The following is a 12,103-nucleotide window of genomic DNA, read 5'->3' as shown; positions in this document are numbered from 1 at the left end:
CGATGCGCATCTGGGCAGTCGCCAACCAGAAGGGCGGAGTCGGCAAGACCACCACCACCCTCGCCCTCGGCCGCGGCCTGGCCGCGCTCGGCCATCGCGTGCTGCTGATCGACCTCGATCCGCATGCGTCGCTCAGCCGCGCCTTCGGCGTGCCGGTGGATCCGCCGCCGGCCGGTGTGCTTGAGCTGTTCGGCGCGCCGCCGGCCGATCTTTCCGGCCTGTGCCACGCCAGCAACATCCACGGGCTGGACTACGTCTGCGCACAGTCCGCGCTGGCCACGCTGGAGCGCCGCAGCGCCAACCAGCCCGGGCTCGGCCTGGCGCTGCAGAACGCGCTGGCGCGCCACCAGGGCCAGCACGACTACATCCTGCTGGACTGCGCGCCGACCCTCGGCCTGCTGATGATCAATGCGCTGGCCGCGGCCGACCGCCTGATCATCCCCACCCAGGCCGAGCCGCTGGCCCTGCACGGGCTGGATGGCATGGTCCGCACCGGTGAAATGGTCGAGCGCTCGCGCCGCCGACCGCTGCCGATTTCGATCCTGCCCACCCTGTTCGACCGTCGCACGCGCGCCGGCAACGAATCGCTGCGCACCATGCAGGATCGCCACGGCGCACGCGTGTGGGAAGACGCGATTCCGATCGACACCCGCATCAGCAACGCCGCCGGTCTGACCCTGCCGAGCATCGGTGAGGACTATCCGGGGCGCGGTCTGGCGGCCTACCGGCGTGCGCTGAACTGGATTCTGGGTGAGGACGCGCGCGCGCTGGAGCAGGCGGCATGAACAGCACCGGCGTACTCGACGACTATCTGGATGAACTGCTGGGCGAGGCGATTGTCGCGGCGCCGGCTGCCGTGCCACGCCCGGCGGATGCGGCGGCACCGGAACGCGAGCCGACCTGGGACGATCTGCCGGCCGAAGTGATCTACGAAACGGACGCTGTCGTTGCGGGCCCGAGCGCGGACGACGCCCTGCTGGAGGCCGCTTTCGAGGCCGCCTCTGCACCGGCGGGGCCCCGCCCTCCCCGCCAAGCGCCGCCTCTCCGGAACGCGAGCCCACCTGGGATGACCTGCCCGACGAAGTCATCCACGAAACCGCGGCAGCACCCGCAGCCGCCGCAACGACCGGCCCCGAGCCTACCTGGGATGACCTGCCGGACGAAGTGATCTACGAGACCGATGCGGCCGACAGTCATCGTCTTGCCCACACCGACAGCCCCGGCCTGCAGGCTGCCTTCGAGGCCGCCGCCGGTGGCGAGGACGTCGCCCCGCCCCCACCCGCGGTGATCGCCGCGCCGGCGCCGGCGCCCACTCCCCGCCCCGCAGCTGCACCGTCCGCACGTGCCGCCGTCGCCCCGCCCCCGCGCGTGGCACTGGACGCCCCCAGCGGCAACCGCCCAGGCAGCTGGCAGGAGCTGCAGGCCCAGGCCCACCAGCCCGCCAGCAGCCCGCATCCGCAGAACCGCCGTGCCGCCGAACGCACCTCGCGCTGGCTGCGCCTGCGCTGCGGCACCCAGGCCTACGCACTGGAACTGCTGAAGGTGCAGGAAGTGGTGTTGCCGGTGCCCTTGCTGCCCCTGCGTGGCACCGCCCCGGCGATGCTCGGCATCATGAACCTGCGCGGCCAGGTGGTACCGGTGATGGACCTCGGCCTGCACCTCGGTGCCGCCGCCGCCGAAGACGACGCGCAGACCCGGATCGTGGTGCTGGAAGAAGACGGCGAGACCATCGGCCTGCGCGTGTCGGCGGTGGAAGACGTCGCCAACCTCACCGATTCGCAGATCGAACCGCCGGATACCGCGCGCATCTGCCAGATCTCCAACGACCTGTTCCGCGGCGTGGCACGCGTCAGCCAGCGGCCGATGATCCTGCTCGACGCCACCCGGCTGCTGAGCTGAGCCCCAAGAAGGGGGCCGAGGGGATTAAGTCGCGAATGCCCCTGCGATCTGCCCGCCATCAGCCGCGTCGGCACTTTGCGCGGTCGCCGTTGCCACAGGTTGCCTCGGAGCGGCGACTTGACCCCCTCCATCCCCTTTTCAACAGCCACCGCATCGACGCAACGCGTCGATTCCTCTAAAGAACCCTGCCGGGGTGCCGTTATGGATCACGGAACCGTTTGTCCGGAGCAACGATGAGCACTGTCGAACTGGGTGAGGATCTCGGCATCGAGAGCAGCACCGAGCTCAAGAACCGCCTCGCCCCGCTGGTGGCGCAGGCAGGCGAGCTGACCCTGGATGCCAGCCAGGTCGCCCGCATCCACACAGCCGCCGTGCAGGTGCTGTGTGCCTTCGTGCAGGCCCGCCGCGAGGCAGGCCTGGGCACCGGCTTCCACGGTTGCACCGCAACCTTCCGTGACGCCGCGCGCCTGCTGGGCGTCACCCAGGCCCTGGGCCTGGACGTACCCCATGACAACCTGAAATCTGTGGAGAACGCTGCATGAGCGCACGTATCTTGGTGGTGGACGATTCGGCGTCGATGCGCCAGATGGTTTCCTTCGCCCTCACCTCGGCCGGTTTTGCCGTCGAAGAAGCCGAAGACGGCGCGGTCGCGCTCGGTCGCGCCAAGGGCCAACGCTTCAACGCGGTGGTCACCGACGTCAACATGCCCAACATGGACGGCATCGCGCTGATCCGCGAACTGCGCCAGCTGCCGGACTACAAGTTCACCCCGCTGCTGATGCTGACCACCGAATCGGCCGCCGACAAGAAGTCCGAAGGCAAGGCCGCCGGAGCCACCGGCTGGCTGGTCAAGCCGTTCAATCCCGAACAGCTGGTCGCCACCGTGCAGAAAGTGCTGGGCTGATCGCCCGCCGCCGCTCCCCCTCTTCGCTTCCGGACCACCACTGCCATGAGCATGGACCTGCAACGCTTCCACGCCACCTTCTTCGAGGAGAGCCGCGAAGGCCTCGACGCGATGGAGGCTGGCCTGCTGGCCCTGGAATCGGGGCAGCAGGACGCGGAGATCATCAATTCGGTGTTCCGCGCCGCCCACTCCATCAAGGGCGGCGCCGGCACGTTCGGCTTCGACGCCATCGCCAGCCTGACCCACGTGCTGGAAACGCTGCTCGATGAGCTGCGCGCCGGCAAGCGTGCGCTGGAAGGCCACGCCGTCGACGCCATGCTGTCCTCGGTGGACGTGCTGCGCGCCCTGCTGCGCGAAGCCGAGCATGGCCAGGCCGCCGACCCGGCCGCCGTTGCCGCGGTGAAGGCACGCCTGGAAGCGGTGCTGTCCGGGCAGGCCGCGGCAAGCGCCCCCGCGCCGGCAGCGGCCAAGGTCGACGACACGCCGGAAGCCTGGCAGATCGGCTTTACCCCGGCACCTTCGCTGTTCATGAGCGGCAACGACCCGCTGCGCATCATCCGCGAACTGGAACACCTCGGTTCGCTGCAGGTGGCCGCGCGCATGGAGCGCCTGCCGGGCTTCGCCCAGCTCGACCCGCTCGAGGCGCACCTGGCCTGGGACCTGGGCCTGGTCGGCAAGGTGCCGCGCAGCAAGATCGAAGACACCTTTGCCTGGGTGCTGGACGACTGCGAACTGGACATCCGTCCGGCCGCGCCGCCAAGCCTGGCCACCCAGGCCCCGGCAGCACCACAGATTGCCCCTTCCACCGCCCCTTCCACCGCCTCCACCGCCACTCCGGCCGCCCCAGCCAGCCCGGCCGCCGGCGCCAGCCAGGAAGCGGAGACCTCGATCCGTGTGAGCGTCGACAAGGTCGATGCGCTGATCAACCTGGTCGGCGAACTGGTCATCACCCAGGCCATGCTCAAGCAGGTCTCGCATGCCCTGGATCCGGTCCACGCCGAAAGCCTGTTCGCCGGCCTGGACCAGCTCGAGCGCAATACCCGCGATCTGCAGGAAGCGGTCATCGGCGTGCGCATGCTGCCGGTTGACGCCGTGTTCCGGCGCTTCCCGCGCCTGGTGCGTGACCTGTCCAGCCGCCTCGGCAAGCAGGTGCGCCTGCGCACCGTCGGCGAAGGCACCGAGCTGGACAAGGGCCTGATCGAGAAGATTGCCGATCCGCTGGTGCACCTGGTGCGCAACTCGATCGACCACGGCCTGGAAATGCCGGACGTGCGCCGCGGCGCGGGCAAGGACGAAACCGGCACCATCACGCTGGCCGCGTCGCATCAGGGCGGCCACATCGTGATCGAAGTCAGCGACGACGGCCGCGGCCTGGATCGCAGCAAGATCCTGGCCAAGGCGCACGAACGCGGCCTGGCGGTACCGGACAATCCGACCGATTCGCAGGTCTGGGACCTGATCTTCCAGCCCGGCTTCTCCACCGCCGATGCGGTCACAGATCTGTCCGGGCGCGGCGTCGGCATGGACGTGGTCCGCCGCAACATCCAGGCGCTGGGCGGCGAGGTGCAGATCGAAAGCAGCCTCGGCGCCGGCACCCGCACACTGATCCGCCTGCCACTGACCCTGGCCATCCTCGATGGCATGACCGTGGCCGTGGCCGGCGAGACCCTGATCCTGCCGTTGGCCTATGTGCTGGAGGCGCTGCAACCGCAGCCCGAAGACATCCGCAGCATGGCCGGCGAAGGCCGCGTGCTGCGCGTGCGCGGCGAGTACCTGCCGATCCTGTCGCTGACCGAGTACTACGGCTATGGCAGCCGTCGCGCCAACAGCGAATCGCTGGTGGTGGTGGTCGAAGGCGATGGCCAGAAGATCGCGCTGGAAGTGGACGAACTGGTGGGCCAGCAGCAGGTGGTGGTGAAGAACATCGAGAACAACTACCGCCGCATCGGCGGGGTGTCCGGTGCCACCATCCTCGGCGATGGCCGCGTCGCCCTGATCGTCGACATCGGCGGCCTGGTGCGCTCGCTGCGGATGCCGCAGGCCGCCTGATCCTGCTTGCAGGCTGTGCAGAACCGCCGCCCTTTTGGGGCGGCGGTTTTTGTTTGCGCGCGCTCCGGCGATCGAGGTGGCGATGGGGTCAGGCCCCCTTCCGCAGGAAAGGGATCTGACCCCGACCGAGGCTACCGCGCATTCCGTGAATTCCGTCGCCGCGTTGGTTTCGCACGCAACCACGCCATCCAAGCGAAAGCCCCGCCACTGCTGCACTTTCGCGCCGTCATCCCTACGCAACCGAATGTGATCTGCGTCCATAAAGTCCGCTCAAACCGCGCCGTTATTCCGCAATGACGGCCGTCACCGATCCCCCACCGGACACCACCGTTCGCTCTGCAACCACCCCGGCCGGCGCAATGACGCCGCCACCCTGCCCACCTGGAGCACCCTGCATGAAGTGGTTCCACGATCTGCCCATCGCCCGCAAGCTGGCCGTGGGGTTCACCCTCACAACGTTGATGACCCTGGTCCTGGGTGCGTTTGCCCTGCTGCGCCTGAGCGAGGCCAACAAGCAGCTGGGCGAGATGGCCGCCAACGATATTCCCTCGGTGCAGCACCTGGGCGAAGCGCGCTCGCAGCTGGGTGAGTTCCGCACCTACGAACTGGCCCTGCTGAGCATGCTCGACCAGCCCGACAAGGTGGCCGACTACAACAAGCGCATGGATGACACCGCCAAGGCCGTGCAGGACGAACTGGCCGCGTACTCGGCACTGCCGGCACTGGCCAAGGAGCGCGAGCTGTATCGCGCCGCCAGCGTGCAGCTGGACCGCTACTTCGCCGCCAACAAGGCGATGCGCGCCGCGGTGGCCGCTGGTGACGGCGCCCTCGCCCAGCAGATCTCCGACGAGCAGTCACGGCCGGCACGCCGCGATCTGTTTGCCGCGATGAAGACCCTCGGCACGCACATCGCCGGGCTGATGGACGGCAAGATCGCCGCCGCCAATGCCACCCATCGCACCAGCATGATTGCCATCATCGGCTGCATCGTGCTGCTGTCGCTGGTCGCGGCCGCACTGGCCACGGTCATCTCGCGTGCCGTCACCGGGCCGCTGGGCAAGGCGGTGCAGGCCATCCAGGCGGTCGCCCGCGGCGACCTCAGTGTCAGCACCCAGGCCACCAGCAAGGATGAAGCCGGCAAGATGCTGGCCGCCACCGCCGAGATGACCGCGATGCTGCGCCGCTTCAGCGAGCAGACCCAGCTGATGGCGCAGATGCATGCCGGCCCGGACATCAGCCACCGCATTCCGGAGGATTTCCCGGGCGTCTATGGCCAGCTGGCCGGCGGCATCAACACGGTGATCTTCGAACACCTCGATGCGATCCGCGATGCCATCGACGTGCTCAACCAGTACGCCATCGGCAATCTCGCCCCGGATGCACGCCGCCTGCCGGGCAGCCGTGCGATCCTGCATGAATCGATGGATGCGGCCAAGGCCAGCCTGCTGGCGATCAACACCCAGATCCAGCAGCTGGCCGCCGCAGCGGCCGCAGGTGACTTCAGCCAGCGCGGTGACGCCCAGCGCTTCCAGCATGATTTCAGGCTGATGATCGAGCATCTCAACACCATGATGCAGGTGGCCGACGGCAACCTCGGCCAGCTCTCGCAGCTGCTGCAATCGATCGCCGCCGGCGACCTGACCGCGCGCATGGAGGGTCAGTTCAACGGCGTGTTCGCGCGCATGCGTGACGACGCCAACACCACCGTCGCGCAGCTGACCCAGATCGTCGGCCAGATCCAGGCCAGCGCCTCCAGCATCACCCTGGCCGCCGGCGAGATCGCCTCCGGCAACAGCGACCTGTCGCGCCGCACCGAGCAGCAGGCCGCCAACCTGGAAGAGACCGCCGCCTCGATGGAAGAATTGACCTCCACCGTGCGCCAGAACGCCGAGCACGCCCGCCAGGCCAACCAGCTCGCCATCGGCGCGCATGGCGTCGCTTCGCAGGGTGGTGAAGTGGTCGGCCAGGTGGTCACCACCATGTCGGCCATCGAAGCCTCCTCGAAGAAGATCGCCGAGATCATCTCGGTCATCGACGGCATCGCGTTCCAGACCAACATCCTGGCGCTGAACGCCGCCGTGGAAGCCGCGCGTGCCGGTGAACAGGGTCGCGGCTTTGCCGTGGTTGCCAGTGAGGTGCGCACCCTCGCCCAGCGCTCGGCCGCCGCCGCCAAGGAGATCAAGGGGTTGATCGACGATTCGGTCGGCAAGGTCGCCGAGGGCTCCAGCCTGGTCCATCAGGCCGGCAGCACCATGGGCGAGATCGTTGCCTCGGTACAGCGCGTGACCGACATCATGGCCGAGATCTCCGCCGCTTCGCAGGAGCAGAGCGCCGGCATCGAGCAGGTCAACCAGACCGTGGTGCAGATGGACGAGACCACCCAGCAGAACGCTGCGCTGGTGGAGGAAGCCACTGCCGCGGCACGCGCGATGGAAGACCAGGCCGTGCAGCTGGGTGAAGCTGTGGCTCGCTTCCGGTTGGCCTCGGAGGGCGTCACCGCAGTACCGGCACGACTGGCCACCGCACCGCAGCCGCGCCAGGTGGCCGCCGCCCTGCCCGCCACCAAGGCAGCACCGGCACGCCCGCTACGCGCATCGGCGGCGCCGGCACTGGCGGCCGAGGGCGACTGGCAGGAGTTCTGAGGACGCCGGAGTCAGAGCCCTTTCCCGAGGGAAAGAGCTCTGACCCCTTCTGCATGGAAAGTGATGCATTCCTCACTTCATAATCCGAGGCAGAGGCCGATATCCCCATCGAGCCACGCGCCAACGCGTGCTGGCGCCCGCCCTTGACCCTAGATTCCATGTCCGACGGCAACGACACTGCAGTGCATGAAGTCCATGCGGCCGACGCCGCTGACGAACGATTCCTGGTTCGCAATCCGCGTCAGCTGCGCCAGCTGCTGCGCTCGCTGATCGACCAGCGTTCGCTGATCAACGCGCATATTGACGGCCGCGACCGCTCGTTTCCTACCGCATTGCTCGATCTGGACGAGGATGAGGACGTCCTGCTGCTCGATGGCAGCCCGCAGGAAGCGTCCAACCGTGCGGCCGAACAGTCCGACCACCTGTTGTGCTTCGCCCAGCTGGAACGCGTGCTGGTCCGGTTCCGCCTGCACCAGCTGCAGCGTGTGGACAACGATGGCCACGTCGCCTTCCGTGCCCCGCTGCCGGACGAACTGGTGCACCTGCAACGCCGCGAGCTGTACCGGCTGGAGACCCCGGTGACCGACTCGCCGCAGCTGCTGCTGCCGCCTGGCGAGGCCCGCGCCGAAGCCCTGTCGATGCGCGTGGTGGACATCAGTGGCGGCGGTCTGGCGGTGGTCGTGCCCAATGACTGCGCGGTGTTCGGCCTGCAGAAGCGTTACCCGGCCCGGCTTTCGCTGCCTGACGGTCCGGATCTGGACATCGAGCTGGTGGTCTGCAACCTGTTGCCACAGCGCCAGCCCAATGGCATCGAGGTCAAACGCGTGGGCATGCGCTTTGACAGCCTGCCGCGCGGCGCCGACAGCGCCATCCAGCGCTACATCTTCCGCATCGACCGCCAGCGCAAGGCCCGCCGCAACGGCGAGATGTAGGCGCGTGGTAGTGCCGGCTGCTGGTCGGCAACCCGGAGAGTGCCGTTGCCGGCCAGCGGCCGGCACTACCGATCGTCGGCGGATCCACGCCATGCGTGGATGCTTCCCCGGCAGCTAAAGTCCCCTCCCACGGGGCCGATATCGAGCCTGACACCGGGACTTCCGGCAGAACCAGGACCCCTCGATGAACGACAAGACCAGCTCCACCGCCAGCGCCGGTGGCGAATTCCTCAGCTTCACCCTCGGTGCCGAGCACTACGGCGTGGATATCCTCAAGGTGCAGGAAATCCGCGGCTACGATGCGGTGACCCGCGTGCCGGACGCGCCGGACTACATCAAGGGCGTGATCAACCTGCGCGGCACCATCGTGCCGGTCATCGACCTGCGCCTGAAGCTGCGCCTGGACGATGCCCGCTACGACGCCTTCACCGTGATGATCGTGCTGAACGTGGAAGACCGCGTGGTCGGCATCGTCGTGGACAGCGTCTCCGACGTGATCCCGCTGTCGGCCGAGCAGATCCGTCCGACCCCGGAGTTCGGCGCCGCGGTCGATACCCGCTTCATTTCCGGCATCGGTACCCATGACGACCGCATGCTGATCCTGCTGGACATCGAGACCCTGCTCGACAGCGCCGACATGGGCCAGCCCAGCGCCGTGGAAGACGTCGCCGCCTGAGCAAACGGAACTGCTTCACGTTCCAGTCACAAAACCCTTCAGTTCCCTCTGGCGATGCCGATAGGGGGACAGAAGCCGGCCGCGCAGGAGCGCGCAGGACCGGCCCGACCGTTACCATCCCCGGAGATACCCCTCGATGAAGTCCCTGCTTGCGTTCGTCTCGGCTGCTGTCCTGGCCACCACCGCCGCCTCCGCTTTCGCCCAGTCGGCCGACATGATCCCGCCGGAAATGGCACCGCGCTCGGTCGGCAAGGACGGCATGGTCTGCGGCAAGGTTGAAAAGGCCCGCTACGCAGAAGGTTCCGAAGGCCAGCCGACCTTCCTGTACATGGGCGGCGCCTTCCCGCGCCACACCTTCTCGGCGCGCATCGCCGGCGAAAACCGCGGCAAGTTCTCCTTCCCGCTGGAAACCCTGGAAGGCAAGACCGTCTGCGTGATCGGCAAGATCCAGCGCGACGCTTCGCGCGCGGAAATCGAAGTCAGCTCGCCGTCGGGCCTGAAGCTGGCCAACATCAAGTAATCCGCTGTCCGTCGAGCCACGCCGGACCTGGTGCCGGCGTGGTTTCTGCTGCAACCGGGCCCGATGCCCGGACGCGTCTGCCTTAGGAGATCGCAACGCCCATGCCGTGGATCAACAACCTGAAACTGATGCCGAAGCTGATGCTGACCTTCGGCGTCATCCTGCTGGTGATGCTGCTGCAGGGCATCGTCGCCTATCGTGGCCTGCATTCGCTGAACAACGTCACCACCGAACTGGCCGGTTCACGCATGGAAAGCATCCGCATGGCCGGCGAGATGCGCGGCATGCTGGGTGAGTACCGCAATGCCGCCTACCAGCAGCTGATCCGCGCCAGCGACGACGTCAAGTCCGATGCGCGCAAGCAGGCCACCGACCTGCGCACCAGCATGGACAAGTCGATCAAGGACTATCCGAAGCTGGTCGACAACGCGCAGCAGAAGAAGCTGTTCGACGCCTTCGCCAAGGAATGGAAGGACGCCCTGGCTTCCTATGACAGCGTCACCGAGATGCTGGAACTGGACCTGCCGGACGATGCCATCGACACCTTCGTCGGCGAAACCCGCACCAAGCACCGCAAGGCCGCCTCGGCGCTGGAAGCGCTGATCGCCGAAGACAACCGCCTCGCCCGCGCCTCGCGCGATGAAGCGGCCACCACCTATTCCGCCTCGGCCGTGCTGACCGTGATCGCCCTGCTGGGCGGTGCCGCGCTCGGCCTGGTGCTGGTCTGGTTGTTCGCCCGTGCCCTGGTCGGCAGCGTGCGTGGCGCCGTCTCGGTGGCCAACGACGTGGCCGGTGGCAAGCTCGATGGCCACATCGATGTCAGCCGCCAGGACGAAGTGGGCGAACTGATGCAGTCCATGCAGCGCATGCAGCGCGACCTGCGTGAACGCATCGAGACCGACCAGGCCATCGCCCGCGAGAACCTGCGCATCCGCACCGCGCTGGACTACAGCTCCACCGGCGTGTACCTGACCGACACCAGCAACACCATCGTCTACACCAACCGCGCCCTGCAGCAGACCCTGAGCCAGTACCAGGATGACGTGCGCCGCGACCTGCCCGACTTCGACGCCCACGCCTCGCTGATCGGCAAGCCGGTCACCGTGCTCGAGCACCGTGGCGAGATGGACCAGACCCTGCTCGGCAACCTGAAGGCGCATGGCGTGGCCCGTCGCCCGATGCAGTATGGCGATGCCCAGTTCGCCCAGGTGGTGTCGACCATCCGCAACGAAGGCGGCGACACCGTCGGCTACGTGGTGGAATGGCGCGACCGCACCCAGGAAGCGCAGGTCGAGGCCGAAGTGGCCCGCGTGATCGCCCAGGCTGCCGCCGGCGACCTGTCCGGCCGCATCGATGCCAGCGACAAGGAAGGCTTCTTCCTGCAGCTGGCCCAGCAGATCAACGGCCTGCTCGACGCAAACGCCGGCAGCATCGAACAGATCTCCGGCCTGCTCGCCGCGCTGTCGCAGGGTGACCTGACCGTGCGCATGCACGGCGACTATCAGGGCGTGTTCGCCCGCATGCGTGACGATGCCAACGCCACCGCCGCGCAGCTGAGCGAGATCGTCACCCGCATCAAGCAGTCCAGCCGCGCGATCAGCTCGGCCGCTGGCGAAATCGCCTCCGGCAACAGCGACCTGTCACGCCGCACCGAGCAGCAGGCCGCCAACCTGGAAGAAACCGCCGCGTCGATGGAGGAACTGACCTCCACCGTGCGCCAGAACGCCGAGCACGCCCGCCAGGCCAACCAGCTCGCCATCGGCGCGCACGGTGTCGCCTCGCAGGGTGGCGAGGTGGTCGGCCAGGTGGTCACCACCATGTCGGCCATCCAGGCCTCGTCGAAGAAGATCGCCGAGATCATCTCGGTCATCGACGGCATCGCCTTCCAGACCAACATCCTGGCGCTGAACGCCGCGGTGGAAGCCGCGCGTGCCGGTGAACAGGGCCGTGGCTTTGCCGTGGTTGCCAGCGAAGTGCGCACCCTCGCCCAGCGCTCGGCGGCCGCCGCCAAGGAGATCAAGGGCCTGATCGACGACTCGGTCGGCAAGGTCAATGACGGCTCGGCGCTGGTGCACAAGGCTGGCGCGACCATGGGCGAGATCGTCGCCTCGGTGCAGCGCGTGACCGACATCATGGCCGAGATCTCCGCCGCTTCGCAGGAGCAGAGCGCCGGCATCGAGCAGGTCAACCAGACCGTGGTGCAGATGGACGAAACCACCCAGCAGAACGCTGCGCTGGTGGAGGAAGCCACCGCCGCCGCGCGTGCGATGGAAGAACAGGCCGGCCACCTCAGCGAGGCCGTGTCGATCTTCGTGGTGGACGAAGCCGAGGCAGTGGTTGCCGCCCCGTCGCGCGCCGTCGCCCCGGCTGCGCGTGCCGCCGCACCGGCAGCCCCGGCCCCGGTCGCACCGCCGGCCCGACGCACGGCGGGCGGTCGCCCGATGGCCACCGAACTGGCCGACGGAGACTGGCAGGAGTTCT

Annotated in this window: 8 protein-coding genes and 2 pseudogenes; all 10 read left to right on the top strand. The window is 68.0% G+C overall.

The window, feature by feature from the left end; translation table 11 throughout:
- Window positions 1-2: 2 nt before the first annotated feature.
- Window positions 3-785 carry a ParA family protein gene (locus N4G47_RS08380; protein ID WP_475286415.1) on the top strand — a complete coding sequence of 261 codons (783 nt, stop codon included), beginning with the start codon at window positions 3-5 and terminating at the stop codon, window positions 783-785.
- Window positions 782-1,899, top strand: a pseudogene (locus N4G47_RS08375) (chemotaxis protein CheW). Before N4G47_RS08380 ends, N4G47_RS08375 begins: the two are co-directional and overlap by 4 nt.
- 233 nt (window positions 1,900-2,132) lie before the next feature.
- The gene (locus N4G47_RS08370; RefSeq protein WP_057496420.1) at window positions 2,133-2,441 is read left to right on the top strand and encodes an STAS domain-containing protein; all 309 of its coding nucleotides are present in this window, start codon (window positions 2,133-2,135) and stop codon (window positions 2,439-2,441) included.
- On the top strand, window positions 2,438-2,803 hold the full coding sequence (locus N4G47_RS08365) for a response regulator (RefSeq protein WP_005409521.1): 366 nt from the start codon (window positions 2,438-2,440) through the stop codon (window positions 2,801-2,803). Before N4G47_RS08370 ends, N4G47_RS08365 begins: the two co-directional genes overlap by 4 nt.
- 45 nt (window positions 2,804-2,848) lie before the next feature.
- The gene (locus N4G47_RS08360; protein ID WP_475286413.1) at window positions 2,849-4,852 is read left to right on the top strand and encodes a chemotaxis protein CheA; all 2,004 of its coding nucleotides are present in this window, start codon (window positions 2,849-2,851) and stop codon (window positions 4,850-4,852) included.
- Window positions 4,853-5,247: 395 nt separating this feature from the next.
- The gene (locus N4G47_RS08355) at window positions 5,248-7,494 is read left to right on the top strand and encodes a methyl-accepting chemotaxis protein (protein ID WP_475286411.1); all 2,247 of its coding nucleotides are present in this window, start codon (window positions 5,248-5,250) and stop codon (window positions 7,492-7,494) included.
- Window positions 7,495-7,652: 158 nt separating this feature from the next.
- Window positions 7,653-8,426, top strand: a complete 774-nt coding sequence (locus N4G47_RS08350; protein ID WP_475289914.1) for a flagellar brake protein — start codon at window positions 7,653-7,655, stop codon at window positions 8,424-8,426.
- A gap of 184 nt (window positions 8,427-8,610) precedes the next feature.
- Entirely contained in the window at window positions 8,611-9,102 is a 492-nt protein-coding gene (locus N4G47_RS08345; protein ID WP_107233274.1) for a chemotaxis protein CheW, read from the top strand.
- 136 nt (window positions 9,103-9,238) lie between these two features.
- Window positions 9,239-9,622, top strand: a complete 384-nt coding sequence (locus tag N4G47_RS08340) for a hypothetical protein (protein ID WP_107233273.1) — start codon at window positions 9,239-9,241, stop codon at window positions 9,620-9,622.
- A gap of 101 nt (window positions 9,623-9,723) precedes the next feature.
- Window positions 9,724-11,938, top strand: a pseudogene (locus N4G47_RS08335) (methyl-accepting chemotaxis protein); the annotation flags it as partial.
- Window positions 11,939-12,103 lie beyond the last annotated feature (165 nt).

It is taken from the genome of Stenotrophomonas sp. GSD10, from assembly GCF_056172695.1.
This window is presented reverse-complemented; position numbering and strand designations above follow the sequence as displayed.

Excerpts from the sequence above, each read along its gene's own strand:
- N4G47_RS08350 (WP_475289914.1), top strand. The coding sequence starts at position 7,653 with ATGTCCGACGGCAACGACACTGCAGTGCATGAAGTCCATGCGGCCGAC.
- N4G47_RS08370 (WP_057496420.1), top strand. The coding sequence starts at position 2,133 with ATGAGCACTGTCGAACTGGGTGAGGATCTCGGCATCGAGAGCAGCACC.
- N4G47_RS08340 (WP_107233273.1), top strand. The coding sequence starts at position 9,239 with ATGAAGTCCCTGCTTGCGTTCGTCTCGGCTGCTGTCCTGGCCACCACC.
- N4G47_RS08380 (WP_475286415.1), top strand. The coding sequence starts at position 3 with ATGCGCATCTGGGCAGTCGCCAACCAGAAGGGCGGAGTCGGCAAGACC.
- N4G47_RS08355 (WP_475286411.1), top strand. The coding sequence starts at position 5,248 with ATGAAGTGGTTCCACGATCTGCCCATCGCCCGCAAGCTGGCCGTGGGG.
- N4G47_RS08365 (WP_005409521.1), top strand. The coding sequence starts at position 2,438 with ATGAGCGCACGTATCTTGGTGGTGGACGATTCGGCGTCGATGCGCCAG.
- N4G47_RS08345 (WP_107233274.1), top strand. The coding sequence starts at position 8,611 with ATGAACGACAAGACCAGCTCCACCGCCAGCGCCGGTGGCGAATTCCTC.
- N4G47_RS08360 (WP_475286413.1), top strand. The coding sequence starts at position 2,849 with ATGAGCATGGACCTGCAACGCTTCCACGCCACCTTCTTCGAGGAGAGC.